Genomic DNA, 25,420 nt, shown 5'->3' with positions numbered 1-25,420 from the left:
TCAGAAGACGCCGATCACCAGCAGCAGCTGGAGGAACAGCACCAGCACGATGGCGATGAAGAGCAGCATCAGGACCAGGCGCCAGATCGCCGAGAAGCGCGAAAGGCCATAGGCGCCGCGCAGGTGCTTGTAGAGGTGTATCGGCGGAATCAGCAGGGTACCAAAGACGATGAATATCTCATGCAGCCCGGCCATTCCTGCCAGCACCAGCCCCAGGATCAACAGGGTCATGAAGCTGAGCGAGTACGTCACGAAGATCGCGTGATCGTATGCCTTGAACCGCCGCTTCCAGGCGAACAGCAACCACACAAAGGGGATCGACAAGGGGATCAGCAGCCAGCTGAATTTGTAGAAATTGGTCTGCAGCTTGTAGAGCATGAGGCCGGGGTTCGTGCGCCACTTCTCGATTCCGCCATCGATCCACTCGATGCCCGAGGCCTTCATCCTCATCGTCGCACCATCGCTGTCGGTCAGCGGTATGACCGTGTCGCCATCGGCGTCGGTCTCGACCGGCCTTGAGCCGTCGCCCGCTGCATCGGCCCCTTGGAGGAAGGGCACGTTCTCCCGCGCCTGCCGGATGGCGGCCACCTGGTCGGCCAGTTCCCGCTGCTGTCGCTCGAGTGTGGCCCGCTCCTCATCCGAAAGGTCGGGATCGGCCAGTTGTGCATCGACTTCCGCCAGGCGGTTTTCGACCCGCTCGAATTCGGTCGCGGCGAGTTCGGCCAACGCTTCGCCGTTGTCGCCGCGAATATCGGTCGGCGCACTGATACCGGCAAACTGGAACACCGCGAACATCAGGAAGATGAAGAAGAGGAACAGCGCCATGGGTGAGACGAAACGCGCGCGCTCGCCCTCGATATAGCGGCGGGTTAGCTGGCCAGGCTTGAAGAACAGCATGGGCAGCGTCTTCCAGGTGCGTCCCTCGAAATGGAGGGCGCCATGCAGAAGGTCGTGCATGAAGGCACCGATGGTGCGGTGGAGGTGCGCCTTCTGGCCGCAATTATGGCAGTGCGATCCGATCAGTTCGGTCCCGCAGTTGAGGCAGGTGCCCTCGGCGAAGTGGCCCTTCTCGAGCGGCGTATCGCCCTTGCCGTCGCCATCGACCGCCTTCGCCAGCAGACCGCCTTCGACTGCCGTCCCGATTGCCTCGCCGAAATCGCTCACCCAAACCCCCTTGTGTGTTCGCTGTCGATTATAGGCAGATGCGCGGCGAAGGCCAATCGACGCCTGCCGTCTTGAACAATCTCGTGGCTCTTGCGACATGCTGCGGCATGGACGCTATCGGCAAGTCGGCAGAACTGGGCGCATTCGCGGCCATGGCCGGAGTCTTCGTGCTGTTTGCGTTCATCGAACTGGCCGCGCCCGCCCGTCAGGCTCCGCGCGGTCGCCGCTGGGTCACCAACCTTGCGCTGTTCGCTATCGACACACTGGCCGTCCGCCTGATCGTGCCGCTGCTGATGGTCGGCGCGGCAGGGCTTGCGAGTGAGCGCGGTTGGGGACTGCTGAACCTCGTGGAGCTGCCCGAGTGGCTGGCAATAGCCATCGCAATCCTCGCGCTCGACCTGGCTTTGTATTTCCAGCATTGGGCAACGCACCGCGTGCCGCTGCTCTGGCGGCTGCACAAAGTCCACCATTCGGACCCGGCCTTCGATGTGACGACCGCTGCGCGTTTCCATCCCATCGAGATCGTGCTGAGCATGGTCTACAAGATGGCGGTCGTCGTCGCGCTTGGCCTGCCGGTCTGGGGCGTTTTCCTGTTCGAGGCGATATTCAATCTCGCCACGCTTTTCACCCATTCCAACTTCGCACTACCGCCAAGGGCTGAGCATCCGGTGCGCGCGCTGCTGGTGACGCCCGACATGCACCGCGTGCACCACTCCGCGAGGGAGCGCGAGACAAACAGCAACTACGGGACCTTGCTATCGGGCTGGGATCGCCTGTTCGGGACCTATGTCGCCAGCCCGCACGACGAACTCACCATCGGACTGGAAGAATATCAGGACCGCCGACCGCATGGTCTCGGCTGGAGCCTGATGCTTCCGTTTCGCAAATGAAAAACCCGCCCGGTGAGGGGCGGGTCTTCAATTGGTTTCGCGATGCGAAGGATCAGCCTTCGTAATCGGCCCCGATCGAGGTCGAACGGGTCGGTGCAGATGCGGTGATCCGTAGCGCTTCGGCCGACTGGCTGAGCGAGCCGACTTCATCCATCTCGTCGTCGTCATCGGGCAGGATCTTCTGCAGGTTTGTGACGGCGGCTTCCTGGAGGTCCTTGGGCTTGACCGTCTGCTCGGCGATTTCGCGCAGGGCGACGACCGGGTTCTTGTCGCGATCGCGATCGAGGGTGATTTCCGCACCGCCCGAGATTTCACGTGCGCGCTGGGCAGCCAGCAGCACGAGGTCAAAACGGTTGGGAACCTTGTCTACGCAATCTTCGACGGTAACGCGCGCCATGGGGCACTCCGGTAAGTAGTGAGTTCGAGAATCTCGGAAGAAGCGGGGCAGATAGGCATGAGAGGCGCGATAGTCAAGGATTTGCGCCCTGCGCACGGGCCGCTAAAGCACGGGGGCATGGGAGAGCCAGCCACTCAAACCACCAAGGTCGCATTTCGCGATCCGCCGCCGTTCGAAGCGAGCGCGCAGGGCCAGTCGCTGACCTTCTATCCAGCGGGCGAAGACCGGCGTAGAGCGCTGATGGAACTGGTGCGATCGGCGACCAGAACTCTCGACGTCTGCTTCTACATTTTCGCCGAGGACGAAGTCTCGACTGAACTTCGCGACGCGCTTGTCGATGCGGCCCTCCGCGGTGTCGATGTTACCCTCATCATCGACCGGTTCGGCGCCTCGGCAAGCGACAAGTTTCTTGAACCGCTGGTCGATGCGGGCGGGCGCTACCTCTTTTTCAGCCCGCGCTGGTCGATGCGCTACCTCATCCGCAATCACCAGAAGATGGTGATCGCCGACAATGCCCGCGCAATGTTCGGCGGATTCAATATCGAGGACGACTATTTCGCTCCGCCCGAACGCAACGGCTGGAACGATATCGGCATACGGATCGAAGGCGATGCCGTGCAGGGCCTCACCGACTGGTTCGCGCGCCTGCGCGACTGGACCGATGACGACGAGGCGCATTTCAAGGCGATCAAGAAAGCCGTCGGAGATTGGAGCTGGACCTCCAGGGAGGGCCACGCGCGCTGGCTGGTGGGCGGGCCGACGCGCGGGCTGTCGACCTGGGCACGCTGCGTCACGCAGGACCTGAAGGAAGGCGAGAAGCTCGATATCTTCATGGCCTATTTCTCGCCGCCCTATACGCTGCTGAAACGCATCGCACGAGTGGCGAAGAAGGGGCAGACGCGCCTGCTGATGGCGGCCAAGAGCGATAATGGCGCGACGATCGGCGCGACCCGCTCGCTCTACAACTACTTGCTGAAGCGCGGCGCGAAGATCTGGGAATTCAGCCCGTGCAAGCTCCACACCAAGCTGCTCGTGCTCGACGATGCGGTCTATGTCGGCAGCGCCAATTTCGACATGCGCAGCCTCTACCTCAACCTCGAGATCATGTTGCGGATAGAGGATAAGGCACTTGCCGACCGCATGCGCGAGTTCGTCTCCACGCATATCGCGGCGTCCGAAGCCATCACGATGGAAAAACACAAGCGGCGCGCAACGCTGTGGAACCGCATCCGCTGGACCATGGGTTGGGTGCTGGTCTCAGTGATCGATTACACCGTGGCCCGAAGGACGAACCTGGGCTTCTAGGCCCTATTCGTAGTCCTCGTAGCCGCCGCGCATCTCCGGCGAAGTGAACTTCGTGAACTCGCTCTGGAACAGCAGCGGGACGTTGCCGGTCGAACCGTGACGTTGCTTGGCCACGATGAGCGTGGCGCGGTTGACCAGTTCGAGATGGCGCGCTTCCCAGTCGGCATATTTCTGGCGCACGTCCTCGCTGCTGGTCTCGTCGGGCGTGTCGGGCTTCAGCGCATTGTGGTAATATTCGCCGCGATAGATGAACCAGACCATGTCCGCGTCCTGCTCGATCGAGCCGGATTCGCGCAGGTCCGAAAGCTGCGGGCGCTTGTCTTCACGCTGTTCCACCGCACGGCTGAGCTGTGAGAGCGCAATGACCGGCACGTGCAATTCCTTGGCGAGTGTCTTCAACCCGCGGCTGATTTCCGAAATCTCGTTCACGCGGTTGTCGTTCGCGCGGCCCGAGCCTTGCAGCAGCTGGAGATAGTCGACGATCACAAGGCCGATATCGTGGCGGCGCTTTAATCGACGCGCGCGGGTACGCAGCGCGCCGATAGTGAGGCCGGGCGTGTCGTCGATATAGAGCGGAAGCTCGTTCAATTCCTGGCTGGCGTAGGACAGCCGCTGAAATTCTTCCTTGCTCAGCCGGCCCGAGCGCAGCTTCTCCGACGAGATCTCGGCGGTTTCTGCGAGGATACGCGTGGCCAGCTGGTCGGCGCTCATTTCGAGGCTGAAGAATGCGGTCGCCGCACCGGGGCTTTCGCTCTTGTCGATGCCGATCTTCTCGTCGTCCATCAGCCGGCGCGCGGCATTGAAGGCGATATTGGTGGCGAGCGAGGTCTTGCCCATACCCGGGCGGCCCGCGAGGATCACGAGGTCCGAATTGTGCAGGCCGCTGGTCTTGTCGTTGATTGTTTCGAGGCCGGTCGTTTTCCCTGAGAACTTGCCGCCCGAATTGATCGCGGCCTCGACCATCTTGAGCGCACCGAGCGCTGCCGTGCGAAAATCCTGCGCTTCGCTGCCCGTGGTCGCGCCTTCTGCAACCTTGTAGAGATCGGCTTCGGCCTGGCTGATCCGGTCCATCGGCGCGACTTCTTCGGAGGTGTCGAGCGCTCCCTCGACCAGATTGCGCCCCACGCTGACGAGTTCGCGCAGCAGGGCAAGGTCGTAGATCTGCTCGGCCAGCTTGCCGGTCGCGAGCAGGCCCTGACCATCGGCGGTCAGTTGCGCGAGATAGGTCACTCCGCCCAGCTGCTTGAGCGCTTCGTCGCTCTCGAAATAGGGCTTCAGCGTCACCGGCGTGGCGACCGAGTTGCGGTCGATCAGCTTGTGGATGCGTTCGTAGATGCGCTGGTGCACGGGTTCGAAGAAGTGATGCGGCTGGAGCGGGGTGTTGAGCTCCTGAACGACCTGGTTGTCGATCAGTACCGCGCCCAGGAAAGCCGCCTCCGCCTCGACATTGCTCGGCAGTGCCGTGCCCTGCTTTTCCTGTGCAGGGGTCGAATCAGTCGCGGGGAAGAGGAGATCGGTGTCGGCCATGCGCGGCACCATGGCGGTCACGGACTCTCACGACAAGCGATTGGCCGTGCCGATTTGTCGCGGTGGCTTGTGGATAGCGTGGATTGTTTCGCAACCCCTTGCCCCAAGCCCCGGCAGTTGCGAAAGCGGCGCGAACACATGTCCGAATCCGCAAGCTCTTCCGGCGACCAGCGCATTGCCAAGATCGACCTCGACGAGGAGACGATCATCTGGCGCAATGCGGATATCGAACAGGAACGCCGGATCGCGATCTTCGACCTGATCGAAGACAATACATTCAAACCGCTGCGCGCTGTCGAACGTGGGGCTACCGGGCCCTATCACCTGCGGCTCGCGGTGCGTGACGGTCGCCTACTGCTGACGATTGCGGATAGCGAGGACCAGCTGGTCGAGGAACTGCTGCTCGGCCTTGCCCGCTTCCGCCGCCCGATCCGCGAATATTTCGCGATCTGCGACAGCTATTACCAGGCGATCCGCAAGGCGACGCCGGGCGAGATCGAGACGATCGACATGGCGCGGCGCGGCATCCACAACCGTGCTGCCGAGCTTCTGCTGGAACGACTGGAAGGCAAGGTCGAAACCGATTTCGCCACCGCACGCCGCCTGTTCACGCTCATCTGTGTCCTGCACATCAAGGGCTGACCGGCGATGGCGAAGCGCAGGAAGGGACGCCTCGGGCTGGTCCTCAAGCTGGCCTTGGTCGCCGCATTGGCGGGGGCAGGCTACTGGCTCTATCTCGATCACGAACGCAGCGGGTGGCGACCCGACGAGGATGCCTATCCCGACCAGGGTGCCTTGGTCGGAGAAACCGACGGTGCCGTGAATTTCGCTGTCCTCAAGGGGCTCGGCGCAGAGTTCGTGTATCTCGAGGCGAGCCGGGGCGCAGATGGGAAGGATGCCAATTTCAGTCGCAATCTCGCCAGCGCCCGGGAGGCCGGATTGCAGGTCGGCGCCGTTCACCTGTTCGACCCTTGCGAAACTGCCGACGGTCAATCGGCGAATTACGTCACCATCGTTCCGCGCGATGCCGATTTGCTGCCGCCTGCAATCCGCCTCACCCGGACCACCGATGAATGTTTCGAGCGAGTTTCGGACGCCGCTGTCCAGAGCGAGCTGCTCACGCTGGTCAACCAGATCGAAGCCCATACCGAAGCGCCGGTCGTACTCGCGCCGAACGAGGAGTTCGAGACACGCTATCGTCCTGCGCGCCGGCTAGAGCGCGCGCTATGGCTCGATGGCGACATGACCGAACCCGATTATGGCGGCCGTCCCTGGACCGTGTGGACCGCCAACTCGGCCTATGCCAGCGATGCAGCCGAACAGCCCTTGCGCTGGCTGGTCGTGCGTCCCTAGGAGCGCCTGATGAATGATGACGACCTGATCGCCGCAGCCCGCAAGGCAGCCGAGAACTCCTATTCTCCCTACTCGAACTTTGCTGTCGGCAGCGCCCTGCGCTTTGCCGATGGCAGCGTGGTGACGGGCACCAATATCGAGAACGCTAGCTACGGCCTCGCGCTGTGTGCGGAGACTGTGGCGGTTTCCAAGGCCATGGCCGGCGGCATTCGCGGCGGGCTGGAAGCGGTTGCGGTGACAGGGCCGGGCGAAGCCCCGATCACTCCCTGCGGACGCTGCCGACAAGTGCTGAACGAACTGGCGCAGCTTGGAGGAACGGACCCGCTGATCCTGTGCGTGGGCCCCAACGAAATCCGCCGAGTGAAGCTCAGCGAACTGCTGCCCGATGCGTTCGGCCCTGCGAGCCTCGACTAAGCGTTTCTTCATGAAATCGGGCTAGTTCGGCAGGCGCAGCGCATGGTGCGCCAGGAGTGAGCCCAAATGAAGTTCGTGCTACTTGAATCGCGCGGCGGCAACTACATGGTCGTCGCCAGCAACGTTGCTTATCTTCGTGTCGGCGAGAACGGCCAGACGCTGGTCGGCATGGTCGGGAGCCAGCCCCTGCTGGTGACCGGTACGCCCGAAAGCGTCGCGCAGAAGCTGCTCGAAGGTTGAGCAGAAGGGCAGGGGATCAGATCCCCTGCTCGTCCATCCATTCAACGAGTGCCGCAAGGCAGTCGCGCGCCAGCATCTTGCAGCGTTCGGGTGACCAGCCCTGTTCGGGCTCGGGATCGGCCTTGTTGTCCTTGTACGGCATCTCGAGCGTCATCGAAGTGGCGCCGAAGCGTTCGGCGACCTGCGTGGTGCTCATGGTGAGATTGGCCTTGCCCGGCGCAGCCTTGGTATAGCCCTGCTCGGTCTGGAAATCGGGGGTGCGGCGGTCGAGGATGCGCTCGTAGCTGTAATAGCGCTCGCCATGCTCGTCGGTCCAGCTGGGGATGCCTTCGTATCCCGCGAGGAAGCTGACAGGGATCGCTTCGTCGCCATGGACATCCATCGCGAAATCCACGCCGGTCTTGTCCATGTGGTTGCGAATGGCGAGCACTTCCGGGCTGCGCTCGGCCGTCGGGTTTTCCCATTCGCGGTTGAGGTTGGCTCCGGCCGCATTGACGCGCAGGTTCCCGCGCTTCGAGCCGTCGGGGTTGCAATTGGGCACGATATGCAGGCGGCATTTCTGGCGCAGCTTGCGGCCGACACTGTCGGCGGGATCGGTCAGCACCTCCAGCGCGCCTTCCATCCACCATTCGGCCTGCGTTTCGCCCGGATGCTGGCGGGCGTAGAGCCAGACATTGAAGCTGCCCTCACCCATTTCGAGGCAGTCGATCGGCTGACCGTCGAGCGTGTTGCCGAGTGCAACGTGGTCGACACCTTCCGAGGCTGCCGCTTCGGCGACGAGATCGTGGTGGCGCTCCATCGAATAGGGCGCGAAATAGGCGAACCAGGCGATGTCGCTGGCCGGCGTATAGCGGATGGTCAGCGTGCCGCCTTCCTCATCCTTGTCATAACTCGTGTCGTTGGCACGGCCCCAATAGTCGCGATCTTCCGACACGCAGGCGGTGTAATCGGGCCAGCCATCGGGATAGGCGCTGTCGGAAAGCTGGGTGATCTTGAGCACCAGCTCGCGCCCCTTGGCGCCGGCCACGCGGAAGTGGAACCACTGCTTGAATTCGCTGTTCGTATCCAGCGGAATGGCGAGGCGCGCACTGGCGCCGTCAACGGAAAGGACTTCGATATTGCCGCTGTCGAAAGCGGAATCGATCCGGATATCGCTCACTCGGAAACCTCTACTTCTATTGTCTCGCCATTATTGCCGGGAAAATCGCTGAATAGCGCGGCGGCCACCGTCTGCGCGTTGGCGGTTGATTGCGCAAGGGGAGAATTATCTTTCACACGGAAGTCGGCGCGGCCTTCCCACAGAGACTGCGAAGTCTGTGCATCGCGCAGGGTCACGGCCAGCTGCGTGCCGATCTGGTCACGCTGCCCGCCGCCTAGGTTGATGCCGACGCCAAGGCCGATACCGGATCCATAGCTTCCGGTACGCCCGCCTACGCCAACACTGACCGGCGAACGGCGCCCTTCCGCGGTCAGCACGTAGCGTTCGATCGACACGGTCGCGATTTGCGCGGCCGATGCGCGCTCGCTTTCGGTGTAGCCGAGGCGGCGCAATTCTTCGGCGACGGCGGCCTTGTAGGGGGCCATCGCAAGGCTGTCGGTATCTTCGCCCGGCGCGCTCTCGATGAAGATTGCGCCCTGGCCCAGGCGCTCCACACTCTCGGGTGCAAGGAAGCGGGTGACCTCGACCGGACTCGGCGCGGTGGCGCAGGCGGCCAGTGAAAGTGCGGCGAGGCTGGTGGTAATGGCTGCGGGATACTTCATGGGGCGACCTTTCGTGCGGCTGCGGTGTACTTGGTTCGAACGCGTGTATAGCGACAAGGCTCCGCCGACCGGCCGGCGGTCCCTAAGCGATTGCCCTTACCAAATCGTATGCTACTTGCGCGAGCCATGAATAATATCGGGAAAGTGCCGGTGCTGGTCACCGGGGGCGCAGGGTATATCGGCAGTCACGCGGTGCTCGCGCTGAAGGATGCCGGCTGGCCGGTGGCGGTGATCGACAATCTGTCGACCGGCTTTACCTTCGCCGTGCCCGACGACGTGCCGCTCTACGAAGGCGATATTGCCGATGCCGAGCTGCTGGCGCGTATCTTTGCCGAGCAGGGCATCAAGGCGATCATGCATTTCGCCGGATCGATCGTGGTCCCGGAATCGGTCGAGAACCCGCTCAAATATTACGAAAACAACACGGTGAAGAGCCGCACACTGATCGAGGCTGCGGTAAAGGGCGGGGTCGAGCATTTCATCTTCTCCTCCACCGCCGCAACCTACGGCACGCCCGATGTCTCGCCCGTCACGGAAGAGACGCCCAAGGTGCCGATAAACCCCTATGGCTGGTCGAAGCTGATGACCGAGCAAATGCTGGCCGACACGGCCTTCGCACATCCGATGAACTATTGCGCGCTGCGATATTTCAACGTCGCGGGGGCCGATCCGCAGGCGCGCACCGGCCAGTCGACCGCGGGCGCGACGCATCTGATCAAGGTTGCCTGCGAGGCGGCTACCGGCAAGCGCGACGGCGTGTCCGTCTACGGCACCGACTACGACACGCCCGATGGCACGGGGGTTCGGGACTACATCCACGTGAGCGACCTCGCGAGCGCACATGTCCTCGCGCTCGAGGCGCTGATCGAAGAGCCGAAACGATCGTTGACGATGAACTGCGGCTACGGTCGGGGCTTCTCCGTGATGGAAGTGCTCGACGCGGTCGACCGCGTGACCAACGCTGATATCCAGCGCCGGATCGAACCTCGCCGCGCAGGCGATGCGGGCGAACTTGTCTCGGATCCGAGCCGTATTCGTGCGACCCTCCCATGGGAGCCCAAGCATGCCGATCTCGACGAGATCATCCGCCACGCGCTCCAATGGGAACGTAAACTCGGCGAAATGCGGGGAAATGCTTGACCAGAATCACCCTCGCCGCTAACGGGCGCGCTTGAATTCGGCGCGCCGGACCCTACTTCCGGCGCGTATTTATTTTACCAGAGAGATACGATGAAGATCCGCAACAGCCTCAAGTCGCTCAAGAGCCGTCACCGCGATTGCCGCGTGATCCGTCGTCGCGGCCGCACTTACGTCATCAACAAGACCAACCGTCGCTTCAAGGCCCGCCAGGGCTAAGCTTCGGCTGCGCGGAAGCAGTTCCGCGCATGTCTACCGACCGGCCCGGCTCCGCAAGGAGTGCGGGCCGTTCGCATTTGGGGGCAGGCGATGAGCGAAAACCGGGTGGATGCCGTTGTCTTCGATGTCGGCCGCGTGCTCTATCAATGGGAGATGCGGCTGCTGTTCGAGAAGCTGACCGACGATCCCGCGCGTCTGACCAGGGTCGTCGATGAGGTTATCAGCGAGGAATGGCACAAGCTGCACGATGCCGGGAGGCCGCTCGATCAGCTGCTGGCCGAGCGGCTTGCCCTCTACCCCGATTTCGAGCCGGAGATCCGCGCTTATGCGACCCGGTTCAGGGAGACCATTCCCGGCCCGGTCGTCGGCAGCCATGATCTGGTCGAACGCCTCGATGCGCGCGGCGTACCACTCTTCGCGATAACCAATTTCGCGCATGATTTCTGGCAGGAGTTCCGCCCACGCGAGCCGATCTTCGACCGGTTCCGCGATATCGTGGTCTCGGGTACCGAGCGCCTCGCAAAACCCGATCCGGCGATTTTCACGCTCGCAGCGGAGCGTTTCGGCCACGAGCCCTCACGGATGCTCTTCATCGACGACAATGCCGACAACATCGAATCGGCGGTCAGCTGCGGCTGGCAGGTGCATCACTTCACCCATGCCGCTTCGCTCGAAAGCGATCTCGCCTCGCGAGGCCTCATCTAACGCGCAAAAAAGCCCCGGCGGGACACGCCGGGGCCTTGGAGGTCCACCCTGATGGAGAGGGGGTGGGGGATAGGGTCGTCAGCGGCTTAGCCGTTGCACTTTGCCAGCTTCTTCGCTTCGAGCGCTTCACCCTTGGTGGTGAAGCTGGCGATTTCGCCGAGATCGCGCTGCAGGCCGCGGCAAACGCGCAGCGGGCGCGAGGTGCCCTTGGCGGCGACGCAGGTCGTTCCTTCGCAGGTCCAGGCGACGCCGCTGGCAACCACGATGCGTTCGGCAGCCGGCTGGGTCAGCTCGGCGCGGTAGTAGGGAGCGTTGTCGCGCGCTTCGGCAGCGGTGGGGGCCACAAGCGTGCCGAAACCGGCGACGGTGTAGAGGACGGCAGCGCCGAGTACGCCGAGCTTGGTCGAGGGGGAGTTGGAGAGGGTCATGACTCGTACCTTTCGGTTGATGCAAATTTTACAACACCACTTGCCAAAACTGCAATTTGAGTTTCTGATTGCAACTGGTTGCGAATCGCTACCTACTTATATAGGTTTCTTGATGCAACCCTTTTTTGCCATTTTTTTCACAGGGCCTTTGGCTTGCGGGCAAACCGCGCTAGATAGGTTGCTGGAAGAGGACTGAATTTATGGGCGATATCCGCGAACCTTTGCGCGAGCTTACCGAATGCGGCCTGCCGCAGGCACTTGAAGTCATGGGCGAACGCTGGAGCTTCATGATCCTGCGCGCCAGCTTCAACGGGCTCCACCACTTCGAGGAGTTCCTCAGCGAGCTGGGCATTGCGCGCAATATCCTGTCGAATCGTCTCGCCAAGCTGGTCGAGCACGGCATCCTGCGGCGCGACCCGTGCCCGGACGATCGGCGTAAGATCGAATATCGGCTTACCGAAAAGGGGTTCGACCTGCTCCCCGCCATGGTCGCGCTGCGCCAGTGGGGCCAGAAATACGGTGCCGAGGTGATTGAGAATCCCGTCCTCGTCGACGAGCGCGATCGCCTGCCGATCGGGCCGACCTCTATCCTCAGCCACGATGGCCGCATTCTCGGACCGCAGGATCTGCATCTGGTCGAACGCGCAAATCTGGGTGTACGCGCCGATGGCACCCGCGCAACTGCGGGCGAAGCGCTCACCAACGGTTCTGTCGTGGACCTCGAGGCTCTGCGCAAGGCGCGCGACGCGGCCTGACCTCACCAGGGGCGATGTCGGCCGCCGCCGAATAGTTAACGATCCCCTGCAAAAGTGACGTCAATTCCGGCGCTGACGCTGTGACGTCATCGTTAAAACCATCGCAACACCTTTGTGACATAAACGCCTGTGAATCGGGGCGCATGCCCCTTTGAGCCGGAAAAAATCGTGATCGAAATCGAAGTCCAGAACGAGACGCACCAGACGCAATTCCGCATCAAGTCGGTCAGCGTGCCGCGCATTGGCGAGGGCCTGCGCCTGAAGGAGCCGGACGGCACCTGGGCGAGCTACGACGTGCTCGACGTGTGGTACCAGCAGGCCGATTACGGCGAAGTCTGGGTTCCCTACCTGCACGTGAAGACCACGCCAGCTGCCGGCAATGCAGCGCCCGCGCCCTCCGCCTCAGCGCAGGAAGTGCCCAATCAGGCCATGCCGATCGCCGATTTCCTCGCCAAGTTCGAAGGCGACCACGAGCATGAAACGGTCAAATTGAACCTCGACATGAGCGAGGAAGACTGAGGCCGAGCTCCAAGCTTGGGAATTTGAAAGGCCGCTCCGGAAACGGGGCGGCTTTTTTGCACTCAGCCAACGAAAACCGCTTCCGCCCTAGCCGAACATGAGCTTGGCGGCGGACCAGACGAGTACCGACCACCCGGCGATCACGGCGGCAACCGAAATAGCCCCCAGGCCTGCAGCCGTGCGCTGGACCACGCCCCCGGCGAAGACGAAAGCGTTGATCCCGAAAGCGCGCAGGAAATAGGGCACGGCGTTCATCCATCCACCAAAAATAAGAGCGGCGACAACCCAAAGCGTAATGGCCAGGTCGAAGGCGAATAGAAGCCCCGCAGCCAGAGCCTGCATGAAGGCGAGCATGATCCAGTCGAGATGCGCCGAGAGCAACTGTCGGAAGTTCACCCCACGCGTGGCTTTCGTCAGTGCGGCATTTCGCAAATGCGGGATCATCATGAACAGGCCCAGCACCGATGACCACAGGATTGCGGCCGCACCGCTGAACAGCAACCATCGCGCCGCCGTCGCCGCATCAATCGGTTCGAACACTTCAGAATTCCTCCCAGCCTGATCTTGGTGGGAGCAATGCGTGAAGCGGCACCCGGCGTCTTGTAAGAAGCGCTTGCGTGAGGGAAGCGAAGGCTCGCGCGCTAGCTTGCGTTACGTACCGGAGCAATCTCCGAGGGTGCGGCCCCTAGAAGCCGCCGCATGGCGTTCGTGAAATGTGCCTGGTCGAAGAACCCACCTGAGGTGGCGGACTGGGCCAGACCGTCGCCGTCTGCAACGCTTTGCGATGCCTGCTCCAGCTTCTTCCAGAGCAGCCATTGCGACAAGGAGATGCCGAGATCGCGCTTGGCTATGGCGCGCATTCGGGCCGGTGACAGGCCGACGCGACCGGCAACTTCCCGGATCGTGAGCGTGCCCGGCGCCTCGGCGAGCAACCGGATGGCAGCGTCCAGCCGCGCATCCTTTTCGACTTTTCTGGGCTCAAGAGCATTGCTGAGCAATTCATGCGCGCTAGCCAGATCCATGTCGGGTATAGTTCGGAACGGCTCGGGTTCGATCGCAGTAAAACCACTTCCGCCACTTTCAGTCGGCGCACCGGCGAGCGACCAGTGTCCAGGGCTGAGGAAAGCGATGGTCAGCTTTCGGTCGGGTGCGACAATGTGCGGTGTCATGGGCCGCACCATGCAAACCGCTCCGCCAACTTCGCGCCCATCTCGATCAAGGATCACGGTCGAAGGTTCGTGACCGATGGCCAGCACGGTGACAGGCATCGCATGGGCGACATTGGTTGCGGACATACCCGTGAAGACGATCATGGAGGGGCCGAAAATGGCCTCGCCTTCCCACTTCATCTAGCGCCACCTCGGACAGGTCGTGTTGGGTTCTCGCATCCTGGTGCAATCCGGTCGCCGCAGGCGGCTGTCAAGCACGAGGCGGTTGTCTGCGATAGCTCAGGGCTTCGGCTACATGGATTCGTCCGACCTTCTCCGCTCCTGCCAGATCGGCGATTGTCCGCGCTACCCGCAGCATCCTCGTGTAGGCCCGCGCCGATAGGCGCATCGCCTGCGCTGCCTGCATCAGCAGTTCGCGGCCCTTGTCGTCGGGTCCGGCAAATTCCTCCAGCGCGTCGCCTTGCAGCTCGGCGTTGGTGCGTGCGCCGCTGGCTTCGGCGCGCGCGGTTTGTACCCGGCGCGCCGCGGCTACTCGCGCGGCGACCTCTGCCGTGCCCTCAGCCGGCGGGGGTAGTGCAAGGTCGGCGGAGCTGACCGGGTCAACCTCGACATGCAGGTCGATGCGGTCGAGCAGCGGCCCGCTCACCTTGCTCTGGTAGTCGGCTGCGCATTTGGGGGCGCGGCTGCAGGCGAGCGCAGGGTCACCTAGATGCCCGCAGCGGCACGGATTCATCGCCGCGACCAGCTGGACATTGGCGGGAAAGGTCACATGCGCATTGGCGCGTGCGACATCGACCGTGTTGGTTTCCAGCGGCTGGCGCAGAGAGTCGAGGACCGCTCGCTGGAATTCGGGCAGCTCGTCGAGGAACAGCACGCCCAGATGCGCGAGGCTGACCTCGCCCGGCTTCACCTTCAGTCCGCCTCCTGTGAGCGCGGCCATGCTGGCCGAATGATGCGGCGCGCGGAAGGGGCGGGCGCGGCTGATGCGGCCTTCTTCCAGCAGGCCCGCAACCGATTGCACCATGCTCACCTCCAGCGCCTCTGGCGGGGAAAGCGGCGGCAGGATTCCCGGAAGGCAACTCGCCAGCAGCGACTTCCCTGCGCCCGGTGGCCCGATCATCAAGAGGTTGTGACCGCCCGCTGCCGCGATTTCGAGCGCACGCTTGGCGGTTTCCTGCCCCTTGACTTGGCGGAGGTCCGGCGCCTTGCCCGCATCTTCGACCACGCCCTGTTCGGGCTGGGGCAATTGGCTCGTGCCCTTGAGATGGTTGAGCAGGCTGGTGATGTCGGGCGCGGCGAGCACCGGCACATCGCTTGCCCACTTGGCTTCCGATCCTTGTGCGGCGGGGCAGATCAGTCCCTTCTGCGCCTCGCTCGCGTGAAGCGCAGCAAGAAGCACGCCGGGCGAGGGCTGGACGCGTGCGTCCAATGCCAGTTCGCCGACAACGATCCAGTCTTCGAGCTGCTCTGCGTCGGTGATCCCCATCGCCGCCAGAACCGCGAGCGCGATCGGCAAGTCGTAATGCGAGCCTTCCTTCGGCAGGTCGGCAGGCGAAAGGTTGATCGTGATGCGCTTGGGCGGGAGCGCAAGGCCCATGGATGAGAGGGCGGCGCGCACTCGCTCCTTGCTCTCCCCAACCGCCTTGTCGGCGAGCCCGACGATGTTGAAATTGGGCAGTCCCGGCGCGAGCGAGCATTGCACTTCCACGCTGCGCGCTTCCAGCCCGAGATAGGCCACCGTCCGGACCAATGCGACCACGTATTTCCCCCTTGTTGCCTCGCGGCATGACAAGAAGGTCTTATGTTGTCGAGACTTACTGAAACGGAAATGGCGGAAAGCGGCTTGAGGCTTGACCTTGCGAGGCAATTTGCCTAATCGCGCCCCCACGAGAGCGGTCGCCCCATGCGGCGGCCCTTTTTTCGTCGGAGCGATTCGCCCGGCAAACAACGTTTTTTTTGAAGGACCATCCGATGAAGCGGACTTTCCAGCCCTCGAACCTCGTGCGCGCCCGTCGCCACGGTTTCTTCGCGCGCAAGGCCACCCCGGGTGGTCGCAAGGTTCTCCGTGCACGTCGCAATCGCGGCCGCAAGAACCTCTGCGCTTAACTTTCTAGACCCTCAGACGCCGGGCGGCGGACATCCGTCCGCCTTGGCTTCGCGGCAGTGGCCGCGACGGGCAGTCGCCCTTGCGGGCTCCCATCTGGGAGCCCGTTCTGGTTTAAGCCGTATGGATAAGCGCAATCAACCGGAGCGTAGCGGAGGCAAGGCCGACCGGCCGCCCGCAGCGACGCGACCTTCAGGTCGCATGAGCGAGGATTTCGCACTTGCGGAGGCGAGTGCGGAAAACAAAGACTCAAAGGCCCGTTTTGCGTATCTGGCATCTATGCACCCGAGCCTCTCCGTCATCCGCAAGCGCAGCGACTTCCTCGCTGCCAATCGAGGTGTGCGGAACGCCAAGCCCGGGTTCGTGCTTTTGACGCGCCCGAACGAGGGCAAGGGCAAGCGCTATGGCATCACGGTCACGAAGAAGATCGGTAATGCCGTGGTGCGCAACCGGATGAAACGGCGGTTTCGCGAGCTGCTATGGGCTGCGCTGCCCGAAGCGGGCCTCCCCGATCACGACCATATCCTGATCGGCCGCGAGGGCGGGGTAGAGCGCGATTTCGCCGCCTTGTCCGAAGAACTGGACGCCGCACTGGCTCGCGCTGCTACCGGCGAAGGTGACCGCGCCCGCCGCCCGCGTCACAAGCGATCGAGGCGGGCATGAAGTACCCGCTCATCTGGATCGCGAAGGCCTGGCAGCTCGGGCCCAGCCGCATCCTGCCGCCCACTTGCCGCTACTCGCCGTCATGCAGCCAGTATGCGATCGAGGCGCTGCAGAAATACGGCGCAATCAAGGGTGGATGGCTGGCCCTGAAGCGGCTATTGCGCTGCCAACCCTGGGGGGGCTGCGGCCACGACCCGGTTCCTTGATGGACCGGTGTCTTGACGTAGCAATACACTATCCCCACCTGATCGAAGACATTCACCAACGGGACCGACCTTGGAAAACTCACGCAATTTTGTGCTCGTGCTCACGCTTTCGCTGGCCGTCCTGATCGGCTGGCAATGGGCGATGGACTATTTCTATCCGCAGCCGGAAGAAGTGCCCGTAACCGCTGAAAAGGTCGACACTCCGGCCGAACAAGTCGCTGCTGCCAGTGGTGAGATCGGCGAAGGCGCGGCGGTGGCCGTCGATCTCGACAGCTCGCTGTCTTCGGCAGAGCGTGTGCGCATCGATTCGCCCAAGGTTGCCGGCTCGATCAACCTCACCGGCGCGATGATCGACGACATCGTTCTCAAGGATTATGCCGCCAGCACTGATGAAGACAGCGGCCCGGTCCGCATCTTCGCCCCGCGTGGCACCGACATCCAGCAGTTCGCCCAGTTCGGTTATCTCCTGAACGGCAAAAAAGTATCCGATGATGCTCTGTGGCAGGCCGATGGCGAGGTTCTGTCGCAGGATAGGCCCGTTACCCTGCGCCATGATGCAGGCGATGGCGTGGTGCTCGAACACACCTATTCGATTGACGAAAATTACATGGTCACGGTCGAGCAGGCGATTTCCAACACCGGCGCGGTCCCTGTGGTCGCGCAGCCCTACGGTCTCGTCGGCCGCACCAGCGAGACTGCCAGCGCCGACTTCATTATCGCTCACTCGGGCCCAATCGTGTCCTTCGATGAAGCGGTCGAGTATGACTACGATTATGACGTTGTTGAAGAAGATGGAAAGGTCAGTGTCCCCGGCGCGACCGACTGGATCGGCTTCACTGACATATACTGGCTCGCTGCGCTTGTCCCTCAGGAAGGCAGTGCGCCCGACGCCACCTTCCGTTCACTCGGTAACGATGTCTACCGCGCCGACATGATCTATGATCCGGTCACCGTTCCGGCCGGACGCAAGATCACCACCACCTCGCGCCTGTTCGCGGGCGCCAAGGAAAGCGCGATCCTCGACGCCTATCAGGACGCCGGCATCCCGCAGTTCGGCCTCGCGATCGACTGGGGCTGGTTCCGCTGGTTCGAAAAGCCGCTCCTGTGGCTCCTCACCAACATCTTCGCGATTGTCGGCAACTTCGGTGTCGCGATCATCTTCCTGACCGTGATCGTGCGCGGGATCATGTTCCCCATCGCGCAGAAGCAGTTCGCTTCGATGGCAGCGATGAAGGCGATCCAGCCGGAAATGAAGAAGCTGCAGGAGAAGTACAAGGACGACCGCCTGAAGCAACAGCAGGAGATGCAGGCGCTGTTCAAGCGTGAGAAGGTCAATCCGCTTGCGGGCTGCCTGCCGCTGCTCCTGCAGATCCCGATCTTCTTCGCACTCTACAAGGTCCTCTACCTCGCGATCGAGATGCGCCACCAAAACTTCCTCTACATCAAGGATCTGAGCGCGCCCGATCCGGCCACCATCCTCAACCTGTTCGGCCTGCTGCCGTTCACTCCGCCCAGCTTCCTTGCCATCGGCATCCTCGCCGTCCTGCTGGGCGTGACGATGTGGCTGACCTTCAAGCTGAACCCGTCCGCCATGGACCCGGTCCAGCAACAGGTCTTCGCCATCATGCCATGGGTGCTGATGTTCATCATGGCCCCGTTCGCAGCGGGCCTGCTGCTCTACTGGGTAACCTCCAACATCCTCACGCTCGCACAGCAGAAATATCTCTACTCCAAGCATCCGCAGCTGAAGGCAGCGGCCGAGAAAGAGAAGGCCGAGAAGGCTGCCGAAGCGGCCAAGGCCAAGGGCTGAGGCGCGGCTGATGACCGAAGAAGAAGCCGCCGAACTGGCCCAGCTGGAGCGGCGCGCAAACAAGCTGTTTTCGGGCCGGGTGGAGTTCCTCCTCTCGGCTCCGCAGCTGAAATTCCTGCCTGAGCCGACCGTGCCCGAGATCGCCTTCGCGGGCCGTTCCAATGTAGGCAAGAGCTCACTTCTGAACGCTATCACCGGGCGCAAGGCCATCGCACGTGCCTCGGTGACGCCGGGCCGCACCCAGGAACTCAACTTCTTCGAAGTCGGCGAGCCGACCCAGTTCCGCCTCGTCGACATGCCCGGCTACGGCTTTGCCAAGGCGCCGGTGAAGGTCGTCGAGAAGTGGAAGAACCTCGTACGCACCTATTTGCGTGGACGGCAGGTGCTGGTGCGCAATCTCGTGCTGGTCGACAGCCGCCACGGGTTGAAGGACGTCGACCGCGAAATGATGAAGATGCTCGACGAGGCCGCCGTGGGTTACCGCGTGGTCCTCACCAAGGCCGACAAGATCAAGGCGAGCGAACTCGCCAAGACGGTCGCCGCAGTCGAGGCTGAAGCGAAGAAGCACGTCGCCGCCTATCCGCAGATCCATGTGACCAGCAGCGAAAAGGACATGGGTATCGGCGAACTGCGCGCGGCTCTATTGCGCGACGCAGGGATTTAGTTAGCCCATCGCTGCACAGGTCTGCTGTCGGCCACGAAGTGCCTTGATTTGGGGCGCTCGCCTTTGACTTTTTGCCAGGTCCGCCCGCAAAGGTTACAACTCCGTGACAATATCACGGTTTGGTAGCTCCGCCGAGTTCGGCGGAACCAGAAGGGGGAGTTCGGGACTCCGTTCCCGGGCGGCAGGATATGGACACACGCGATAGTCCGATTTCTGGAGATCAGCGGGCCAACAAAGTCTTCGTCGCGCACATCTTGCTCATTGCGCTCATTCTGGCGGCGCATGTCGGCTGCAAGATCCTGATGAGGATTAGTCCGACTGCCCTGAGCTCGCGGACCGACCAGCTGTTCGACCTTGCGCTCGAAAACAATGTTCCAACCTACTTCTCATCGCTTGCGCTCATTGCCACGGCGGGAGTGGCAATTGTGATAGCAATGCGTGCCTCTGCCCTCCGCAAAGGGCCGGTACTGAGCTGGCTATTCGTGGCCGTCTGCCTCTTCTTCATGGCTGCCGACGAGGCCTTCGCGATACATGATGGCTTCTCACCGGCCCTGCGGGCGCAGTGGGAAACGAGCGGTGCATTCTTTCACGCGTGGACGCTCGTGTATGGGGCATTGGCCATTGTAGTGGTGCTGCTCTGCCTACCGCTGGTCCGACATTTGTCGCGTGCGACCTTTGCTCGCCTTGCTGTCGCGGCGGTGGTCTTCCTGGGCTCGGCGATCGGATTCGAGTTGATCCAATCGATGTTCCTATCGGAAGCGCTCGGACCGAGATCGAGTGGAAGTGTGAATTGGGAAACGGTCCAGTTGAACCCGCTCAACGCGCTGACAGTGATCCTGGAAGAAGCGGGCGAGATGTTGGGCGTGGCCTTGGCGCTGCGCGCCTTGATCCTGCACTACGATACGGAAATGCAAGGCAACTCGGCGACGAAAACAGCCTGACCGGCAAGCCAATCACCTCGCAAACAGCATTGCATCGTCAGCGAAGGCCTTCATCTCCAGCGCATTACCGCTCGGGTCGCGGAAGAACATGGTGGCCTGCTCACCGGGTTGGCCCTTGAAGCGGATCGTCGGTTCGATCACGAATTCCACCCCGGCTGACCTCAGCCGGTCGGCCAAAGCCTGCCAGTCCTCCATCTTCAGCACCACGCCGAAATGCGGCACGGGGACATCGTGGCCGTCGACCGCATTGCTCGCGCGGTCCCCGGCCTCGCCGCCCGTATGCGCCACTATCTGGTGGCCGAAGAAATCGAAGTCGATCCATTCGTCGGAGGAGCGGCCCTCCGCGCAGCCCATGAGCCCGCCGTAGAAAGCGCGTGCTTCTTCGAGGTCGTGGACGGGGAAGGCGAGGTGAAAGGGACGCAAGCTCATGGCGCGAGCATAGTCCGCAAGCTTCCGTTTTCCTACTCCCATCGCGCTGTGCAAGCTCACGGTATGACAGCAGCAATGACACCCGAACAGGCGCGCGCAGTAGTTGCCGATTACATCGCAGGACTGTGTTCCAGGCGTTCCATCGTTCAGGCTCGACAGCGCGTGGATGAACGCTTAGGGCGCGAGGAAACGCGGAAAGGTGGAGCCCGCATGAAGATCATCATCGGCAACAAGAACTATTCCAGCTGGTCGCTGCGCGGCTGGCTCGCGGCCAAGCAGTCGGGTCTCTCTTTCGAGGAGCTGATCGTGCCGCTCTTCGGTGAGGACTGGGACCAGCGCCATCAGAAGGACGGGCTGCAGCCCAGTTTCGGCAAGGTCCCGATCCTATGGGACGACGAAACGGTTGTGTGGGACAGCCTCGCCATCCTCGAATATCTGGCTGACAAGGTCGGGCGCGACCGCTTCTGGCCGAAGGACGATACCGCGCGCGGCATGGCGCGGTCGATGGTCGCGGAAATGCACTCTTCCTATGCGGCGCTGCGCAGCGAATGCCCCATGAACGTGCGCAAGCGTTTCGACGGGTTCGAACCGAGCGAGGCGTGCAAGGCAGACATCCTGCGCATTCTCGGCCTGTGGGCGGAGGCACGCAGCCGTTTCGGCAGCGGCGGGCCCTATCTCTTCGGGACCTTCGGCGCGGCGGACATCTTCTTTGCCCCCGTCGTCAGCCGTTTCATCAGCTACCAGATACCCGTCCCCGGCTTCGCGGCGGCCTATATGCAGGCCGTGTGGGAGCATGAGTGGATGCGTGGCTGGATCGAGGCATCGGAAAACGAAGAATGGGTCATCGAGCAGTACGAAACCGTCTCCTGATTGCATGTGCGGCGCTGCTGGGGCTGCTCCCGGCACAAGCGCAGGCCTGGGGATTCTTCGCGCATCAGACGACGGGGCAGATCGCGTGGGAGAACGTGGCTCCGGCAACTCAGGCGAAGATCGCGCGACTTTTCCGCGCCGCGCCGCTGCTGGCCACGCCCGAGTGCCCCCTGGCGAGCATTGAGGATGCGAGCACATGGCCCGATTGCGTGCGCCGCACGCGCTGGCGCTGGGGCTACACCGCGGCGTGGCACTACCGGACAGCGCCCGTTTGCGAGGCCTACAATCCGCGCAGCAACTGTTCGGGCGGCAACTGTGTGACCGCGCAGATCGAGCGCAGTCAGCGCCTCCTCGCCGACGAAAGCCTGCCCGCGCATATCCGGCTCGAGGCACTGGCTTTCATGGTCCACTTCATCGGCGATGTGCACATGCCGCTCCACTCGGGCGATCATGAGGATCGCGGGGGCAATGACATCGATACGGCCTATGGCATTGCGCCAGGGTTGAACTTGCACTGGATCTGGGACGGTCCACTGGCCGAGCGCGCGATCACGTCGGCAGAGGTACGCCTGGTAAGGCGCTATTCAGAGGAAGAGCGCGCGGAACTGGGCGGCGGCGATCCGGCCGAATGGGGCCGCGAAAGCTGGCAGATCAGCCGCGATTTCGTCTATCCCGAGGCCTTCGACAGGCCCGCCTGCGAAGGGGAAGACCTGGGCGACGAGGCGGCCTTGACGCAGGAGGATATCCTCCGCGCCATCCCGATATCGCAGCGCCGCGTGCAGCAGGCAGGGATCAGAATAGCCGACTATCTCGAGGTTGCCTTCGCGCCGGGTGCCTTACCGGAAGCGGAGCGGAATTAGGGCACGCGCTGGGTCGGATAGGGCGTGCCATCCTTCTTGAAATAGCCATCGGGCGTGAAGACCATGTCGATGTCTGGATATTCGCCGCGGTCCTCGTCCCGGTCACCCCCGCTGATGGCGATGAATACGCAAGGGATGTCGCCGCGATTGTGGAGCCTGTGCCCGTTTTGCTCGCCCGCCTTCCACGCAAGGATGTCGCCCGGGCCAACCGGGATTTCGCCGGCGTCCTCGATCAGCACGGCCTCGCCCTGCAGCATGATGACCAGTTCGTCCTGCCCCTCGTGCCAATGCCGCTGCGAGGAATAGGCGCCCGGGTCGAGCACGACATGGCTCGCGCCAAGCTTGGTCAGGCCGGCTGCCGGGGCAAGGCGGCGATAGTTGCGACCCGCGACATCGGCATCGAAGGGCGGGGGATAGCCCGTCGCATTGGTCTGGGGGATGGAATCGAGATCGAGCTTGGGCATCTGCGGCTACTCCTGCTAGCGGAGCGATGATGACAAGGGTTCTCGATCTCGCCAAGCGTTTGATGGCCGCCGAAAGCGTCACACCCGCAACCGGTTCCGTGTTCGACGCGATGGAGGCGATGCTGGAGCCGCTCGGCTTCGAAGTGCACCGCTTCACCCGCGGCGACGGTGATGCAGGCAGTCCCGAAGCGCCGGTCGAGAACCTCTTCGCGATCCGCAAGGGGCCGGAAGGATCGAAGCATTTCTCCTTCGCGGGCCATCTCGACGTTGTCCCTCCCGGTGGAGGCTGGGCCTCTGACGCGTTCGAGCCCGAAGTTCGCGGCGAGTTGCTCTACGGACGCGGGGCTGTCGACATGAAGGGTGCCATTGCCTGTATGGTCGATGCGGTCGCCGAAGTGCCGGCCGAGGCAGGTACGATCAGCTTCATCATCACCGGCGACGAGGAAGGCCCCGCGCTTCACGGCACGCGCGCTCTGATCGACTTCATGCGTGATCATGGCCACCAGCCCGACCTTTGCCTCGTCGGCGAACCGACAAGTGTGAACCGCCTCGGCGACATGATAAAAATCGGGCGACGCGGCTCGGTCAATATCTGGCTGGAGGTCGAAGGGACGCAGGGCCACGTCGCCTATCCGCACCTTGCCGATAATCCGATTCCCAAGCTCGTCGCCATGCTGGCCGAGCTGGACGCGCTGGTGCTCGACGAGGGAACCGACTGGTTCCAGCCATCCAATCTCGAGATCACCGATCTCGAAGTCGGCAACATGGCGCATAACGTCATTCCGGAAAAGGCCGAGGCGCGCATCTCGATCCGCTTCAACGATCGGCACTCTGGTGCCTCCCTATCCGAGAAAGTCGGTGCAATTGCGGAGAAGCATGGCGGGCTCGCGAAGCCGATCATATCGGGGGAACCTTTCCTCACCCCGCCGGGCACCTTCAGCGACATCATCGCCCGTGCGGTGAAGGCGGAGACCGGTCTCGATCCCGAACCCTCCACCACGGGCGGAACTTCGGACGCCCGCTTCCTGCGTGCCGTATGTCCGGTGATCGAATTCGGCCTCGTCAACGCTACGATGCACAAGCGTGACGAGGCGGTAGCCATCGAGGACCTTTCCACGCTAAGCCGCATCTACGCGCGCATTGCAAAGGACGCGCTGCAATAATTCAAGGGACGTGAGGGGATAGAGATGCTGAGGGTTTGGTTCGAAATTCCGCTGTGGCAGCGCGTGCTGACTGCTCTCATCCTCGGCGTGCTGACCGGCTATGCCTGGGGTCCCGAAGCCGAAAGCATCAAGTGGATCGGCGACTTCTTCATCAAGTCGATCAAGATGCTTGTCGTTCCGCTGATCTTCTTCAGCCTCGTTGCCGGCGTTGCCGCCATCGGGGACCTCAGGAAGCTCGGCGCGGTCGGCGGCAGGGCCATGCTGCTTTTCATCGTAACCGGCCAGATCGCGGTTTGGCTCGGTCTTGCGCTCGGGACCTTCGTCCAGCCGGGCGCGGGCGTCGATACCAGTGCAATCCAAAAGGGCGCGACGCCCGAACCCAACCCGACGACGGCGGTCGACATGATCCTGTCGATAGTGCCCGAAAGCCCCGTGCAGGTGATGGCGGACGTGGCCGTGCTGCCGCTGATCGTCTTCTCGCTGCTGATCGGCATTGGTATTCTGATGGCGGGCAAGGACGGCGAACCGGTTCAGAAGATCTTCGATAGCGGCGCGGTGGTGATGCAGAAGGTCACCATGATCGTGATGGAGCTCACTCCTTTCGGTGTCTTTGCGCTTATGGCCTGGGTCGCAGGGACACTCGGAATCGACGCGCTGATCAGCCTCGCCAAGCTGGTGGGCCTCAACTACCTCGGCTGCCTGCTCATCATAGTGCTGATCTACGGCAGCATGATCAAGTTCCTCGCCAAGCTTCCGGTGCGCGATTTCTTCCGTGGTATCGTGGACGCGATGGCGGTGAGCTATTCGACAGCATCCTCCAATGCGACGCTGCCCGTGACGCTGCGCTGTGCGGAGCGCAACCTCGGCGTGTCGAATTCGGTCGCCAGCTTCGTGATCAGCCTTGGCGCGACGATCAACATGAACGGTACGGCGATGTATCTCGGCCTCGCCACTCTGTTCGGCGCGCAGATCTTCGGTGTCGACCTGACCATGGGCGACTACTTCCTGATCTCCATCCTCGCCACGCTGGGCGCTGTCGGCGCAGCGGGCATCCCGGGTGCGGGCTTGATCATGATGGCGCTGGTCTTCGGCGCGGTTGGCGTGCCGCTCGAGACGATCGCCTTCGTCGCCGGTGTCGACCGGATCATGGACATGATGCGCACCACGACCAATGTGTCAGGCGATGCGGCCGTGGCGACGACGGTGGCAGTGATGACGGGCGAGATCGACCGGGCCGAGATGGTATCGGCCGACGATGTCTGA

The 25,420-nt window shown here is 62.7% G+C and carries 33 protein-coding genes; 22 read left to right on the top strand and 11 right to left on the bottom strand.

Features of this window, described 5'->3' with window-relative positions; genetic code table 11:
• Entirely contained in the window at positions 1-1,164 is a 1,164-nt protein-coding gene (locus K3146_RS09460; RefSeq protein ID WP_221546050.1) for a DUF3667 domain-containing protein, read from the bottom strand.
• 71 nt (positions 1,165-1,235) lie between these two features.
• Between K3146_RS09460 and K3146_RS09455 the strand changes: the two genes are divergently transcribed.
• Positions 1,236-2,054, top strand: a complete 819-nt coding sequence (locus tag K3146_RS09455) for a sterol desaturase family protein (RefSeq protein WP_247711186.1) — start codon at positions 1,236-1,238, stop codon at positions 2,052-2,054.
• Positions 2,055-2,106: 52 nt separating this feature from the next.
• Here the strand turns inward: K3146_RS09455 and rpoZ are convergent, their stop codons facing one another.
• Positions 2,107-2,451, bottom strand: a complete 345-nt coding sequence (gene rpoZ / locus K3146_RS09450) for a DNA-directed RNA polymerase subunit omega (RefSeq protein ID WP_221546049.1) — start codon at positions 2,449-2,451, stop codon at positions 2,107-2,109.
• Between the two features lie 117 nt (positions 2,452-2,568).
• Here rpoZ and K3146_RS09445 point away from each other — a divergent pair, with 117 nt between their 5' ends.
• A complete protein-coding gene (locus tag K3146_RS09445; protein WP_221546048.1) occupies positions 2,569-3,756 on the top strand; it encodes a phospholipase D-like domain-containing protein in 1,188 nt (395 codons plus the stop codon).
• A gap of 3 nt (positions 3,757-3,759) precedes the next feature.
• Here the strand turns inward: K3146_RS09445 and K3146_RS09440 are convergent, their stop codons facing one another.
• On the bottom strand, positions 3,760-5,283 hold the full coding sequence (locus K3146_RS09440) for a replicative DNA helicase (protein WP_221546047.1): 1,524 nt from the start codon (positions 5,281-5,283) through the stop codon (positions 3,760-3,762).
• Between the two features lie 138 nt (positions 5,284-5,421).
• Between K3146_RS09440 and K3146_RS09435 the strand changes: the two genes are divergently transcribed.
• From K3146_RS09435 to K3146_RS09420, 4 genes are all read left to right on the top strand, one after another.
• Positions 5,422-5,925 carry a UPF0262 family protein gene (locus K3146_RS09435; protein ID WP_221546046.1) on the top strand — a complete coding sequence of 168 codons (504 nt, stop codon included), beginning with the start codon at positions 5,422-5,424 and terminating at the stop codon, positions 5,923-5,925.
• A gap of 6 nt (positions 5,926-5,931) precedes the next feature.
• Positions 5,932-6,636, top strand: a complete 705-nt coding sequence (locus K3146_RS09430) for a glycoside hydrolase family 25 protein (protein ID WP_221546045.1) — start codon at positions 5,932-5,934, stop codon at positions 6,634-6,636.
• Between the two features lie 9 nt (positions 6,637-6,645).
• A complete protein-coding gene (locus K3146_RS09425; protein WP_221546044.1) occupies positions 6,646-7,050 on the top strand; it encodes a cytidine deaminase in 405 nt (134 codons plus the stop codon).
• A gap of 66 nt (positions 7,051-7,116) precedes the next feature.
• On the top strand, positions 7,117-7,290 hold the full coding sequence (locus K3146_RS09420) for a hypothetical protein (RefSeq protein ID WP_221546043.1): 174 nt from the start codon (positions 7,117-7,119) through the stop codon (positions 7,288-7,290).
• 16 nt (positions 7,291-7,306) lie between these two features.
• Here K3146_RS09420 and K3146_RS09415 read toward each other — a convergent pair whose 3' ends face one another.
• Positions 7,307-8,449 carry a M14 family metallopeptidase gene (locus K3146_RS09415; protein ID WP_221546042.1) on the bottom strand — a complete coding sequence of 381 codons (1,143 nt, stop codon included), beginning with the start codon at positions 8,447-8,449 and terminating at the stop codon, positions 7,307-7,309.
• On the bottom strand, positions 8,446-9,051 hold the full coding sequence (locus K3146_RS09410) for a DUF4136 domain-containing protein (RefSeq protein ID WP_221546041.1): 606 nt from the start codon (positions 9,049-9,051) through the stop codon (positions 8,446-8,448). The genes K3146_RS09415 and K3146_RS09410 overlap by 4 nt, the downstream gene beginning before the upstream one ends.
• Before the next feature lie 126 nt (positions 9,052-9,177).
• Between K3146_RS09410 and galE the strand changes: the two genes are divergently transcribed.
• The 3 genes from galE to K3146_RS09395 all read left to right on the top strand — a co-directional run bounded on the left by galE (position 9,178) and on the right by K3146_RS09395 (position 11,112).
• The gene (gene galE, locus K3146_RS09405) at positions 9,178-10,191 is read left to right on the top strand and encodes a UDP-glucose 4-epimerase GalE (protein ID WP_221546040.1); all 1,014 of its coding nucleotides are present in this window, start codon (positions 9,178-9,180) and stop codon (positions 10,189-10,191) included.
• Positions 10,192-10,281: 90 nt separating this feature from the next.
• Positions 10,282-10,407 (top strand): type B 50S ribosomal protein L36, encoded by a 126-nt coding sequence (gene ykgO / locus K3146_RS09400; protein WP_006833921.1) that lies wholly within the window; start codon positions 10,282-10,284, stop codon positions 10,405-10,407.
• Positions 10,408-10,497: 90 nt separating this feature from the next.
• Complete coding sequence (locus K3146_RS09395) at positions 10,498-11,112, top strand: HAD family hydrolase (RefSeq protein WP_221546039.1); 615 nt, start codon at positions 10,498-10,500, stop codon at positions 11,110-11,112.
• A gap of 86 nt (positions 11,113-11,198) precedes the next feature.
• On the opposite strand, the gene K3146_RS09390 is transcribed toward K3146_RS09395, so the two are convergent.
• Complete coding sequence (locus tag K3146_RS09390; protein WP_221546038.1) at positions 11,199-11,540, bottom strand: DUF8200 family protein; 342 nt, start codon at positions 11,538-11,540, stop codon at positions 11,199-11,201.
• Between K3146_RS09390 and K3146_RS09385 the strand changes: the two genes are divergently transcribed.
• The 3 genes from K3146_RS09385 to K3146_RS13470 all read left to right on the top strand — a co-directional run bounded on the left by K3146_RS09385 (position 11,539) and on the right by K3146_RS13470 (position 12,814).
• A complete protein-coding gene (locus K3146_RS09385; RefSeq protein WP_221546037.1) occupies positions 11,539-11,736 on the top strand; it encodes a hypothetical protein in 198 nt (65 codons plus the stop codon). The genes K3146_RS09390 and K3146_RS09385 overlap by 2 nt on opposite strands.
• Before the next feature lie 4 nt (positions 11,737-11,740).
• Positions 11,741-12,295, top strand: coding sequence for a winged helix-turn-helix transcriptional regulator (locus tag K3146_RS09380; protein WP_221546036.1), 555 nt, complete (start codon positions 11,741-11,743; stop codon positions 12,293-12,295).
• A gap of 168 nt (positions 12,296-12,463) precedes the next feature.
• Positions 12,464-12,814 (top strand): hypothetical protein, encoded by a 351-nt coding sequence (locus tag K3146_RS13470; RefSeq protein ID WP_247711185.1) that lies wholly within the window; start codon positions 12,464-12,466, stop codon positions 12,812-12,814.
• Between the two features lie 87 nt (positions 12,815-12,901).
• Here K3146_RS13470 and K3146_RS09370 read toward each other — a convergent pair whose 3' ends face one another.
• The 3 genes from K3146_RS09370 to K3146_RS09360 form a co-directional block, all read right to left on the bottom strand.
• Positions 12,902-13,354: a hypothetical protein gene (locus K3146_RS09370; RefSeq protein WP_221546035.1), complete on the bottom strand. Its 453-nt coding sequence runs from the start codon at positions 13,352-13,354 to the stop codon at positions 12,902-12,904.
• Between the two features lie 101 nt (positions 13,355-13,455).
• A complete protein-coding gene (locus K3146_RS09365; protein WP_221546034.1) occupies positions 13,456-14,163 on the bottom strand; it encodes a helix-turn-helix domain-containing protein in 708 nt (235 codons plus the stop codon).
• A 70-nt stretch (positions 14,164-14,233) separates the two neighbouring features.
• Positions 14,234-15,742 carry a YifB family Mg chelatase-like AAA ATPase gene (locus K3146_RS09360; protein ID WP_221546033.1) on the bottom strand — a complete coding sequence of 503 codons (1,509 nt, stop codon included), beginning with the start codon at positions 15,740-15,742 and terminating at the stop codon, positions 14,234-14,236.
• Positions 15,743-15,954: 212 nt separating this feature from the next.
• Between K3146_RS09360 and rpmH the strand changes: the two genes are divergently transcribed.
• The 6 genes from rpmH (at position 15,955) to K3146_RS09330 (ending at position 20,371) form a co-directional block, all read left to right on the top strand.
• The gene (rpmH, locus tag K3146_RS09355; protein WP_090478272.1) at positions 15,955-16,089 is read left to right on the top strand and encodes a 50S ribosomal protein L34; all 135 of its coding nucleotides are present in this window, start codon (positions 15,955-15,957) and stop codon (positions 16,087-16,089) included.
• Between the two features lie 277 nt (positions 16,090-16,366).
• Positions 16,367-16,750, top strand: coding sequence for a ribonuclease P protein component (rnpA, locus tag K3146_RS09350; protein WP_221546032.1), 384 nt, complete (start codon positions 16,367-16,369; stop codon positions 16,748-16,750).
• On the top strand, positions 16,747-16,956 hold the full coding sequence (gene yidD / locus K3146_RS09345) for a membrane protein insertion efficiency factor YidD (protein ID WP_221546031.1): 210 nt from the start codon (positions 16,747-16,749) through the stop codon (positions 16,954-16,956). The genes rnpA and yidD overlap by 4 nt, the downstream gene beginning before the upstream one ends.
• Positions 16,957-17,026: 70 nt before the next feature.
• The gene (gene yidC, locus K3146_RS09340) at positions 17,027-18,766 is read left to right on the top strand and encodes a membrane protein insertase YidC (protein ID WP_221546030.1); all 1,740 of its coding nucleotides are present in this window, start codon (positions 17,027-17,029) and stop codon (positions 18,764-18,766) included.
• A 10-nt stretch (positions 18,767-18,776) separates the two neighbouring features.
• Positions 18,777-19,430, top strand: coding sequence for a ribosome biogenesis GTP-binding protein YihA/YsxC (gene yihA, locus K3146_RS09335; protein ID WP_221546029.1), 654 nt, complete (start codon positions 18,777-18,779; stop codon positions 19,428-19,430).
• Between the two features lie 188 nt (positions 19,431-19,618).
• The gene (locus K3146_RS09330; protein WP_221546028.1) at positions 19,619-20,371 is read left to right on the top strand and encodes a hypothetical protein; all 753 of its coding nucleotides are present in this window, start codon (positions 19,619-19,621) and stop codon (positions 20,369-20,371) included.
• Between the two features lie 12 nt (positions 20,372-20,383).
• On the opposite strand, the gene K3146_RS09325 is transcribed toward K3146_RS09330, so the two are convergent.
• Complete coding sequence (locus K3146_RS09325) at positions 20,384-20,800, bottom strand: VOC family protein (protein WP_221546027.1); 417 nt, start codon at positions 20,798-20,800, stop codon at positions 20,384-20,386.
• Between the two features lie 210 nt (positions 20,801-21,010).
• Here K3146_RS09325 and K3146_RS09320 point away from each other — a divergent pair, with 210 nt between their 5' ends.
• Together K3146_RS09320 and K3146_RS09315 are read left to right on the top strand one after the other, a co-directional pair.
• The gene (locus tag K3146_RS09320) at positions 21,011-21,670 is read left to right on the top strand and encodes a glutathione S-transferase family protein (RefSeq protein WP_221546026.1); all 660 of its coding nucleotides are present in this window, start codon (positions 21,011-21,013) and stop codon (positions 21,668-21,670) included.
• Positions 21,637-22,530 (top strand): S1/P1 nuclease, encoded by an 894-nt coding sequence (locus K3146_RS09315; protein WP_221546025.1) that lies wholly within the window; start codon positions 21,637-21,639, stop codon positions 22,528-22,530. Before K3146_RS09320 ends, K3146_RS09315 begins: the two co-directional genes overlap by 34 nt.
• Here the strand turns inward: K3146_RS09315 and K3146_RS09310 are convergent.
• Complete coding sequence (locus tag K3146_RS09310; RefSeq protein WP_221546024.1) at positions 22,527-22,994, bottom strand: cupin domain-containing protein; 468 nt, start codon at positions 22,992-22,994, stop codon at positions 22,527-22,529. The genes K3146_RS09315 and K3146_RS09310 overlap by 4 nt on opposite strands.
• Before the next feature lie 29 nt (positions 22,995-23,023).
• Between K3146_RS09310 and dapE the strand changes: the two genes are divergently transcribed.
• Entirely contained in the window at positions 23,024-24,157 is a 1,134-nt protein-coding gene (gene dapE, locus K3146_RS09305; protein WP_221546023.1) for a succinyl-diaminopimelate desuccinylase, read from the top strand.
• Positions 24,158-24,181: 24 nt separating this feature from the next.
• A complete protein-coding gene (locus K3146_RS09300) occupies positions 24,182-25,420 on the top strand; it encodes a dicarboxylate/amino acid:cation symporter (RefSeq protein WP_221546022.1) in 1,239 nt (412 codons plus the stop codon).

This window comes from Qipengyuania vesicularis, from assembly GCF_019711415.1.
Taxonomy (GTDB): domain Bacteria; phylum Pseudomonadota; class Alphaproteobacteria; order Sphingomonadales; family Sphingomonadaceae; genus Qipengyuania; species Qipengyuania vesicularis.
This window is presented reverse-complemented; position numbering and strand designations above follow the sequence as displayed.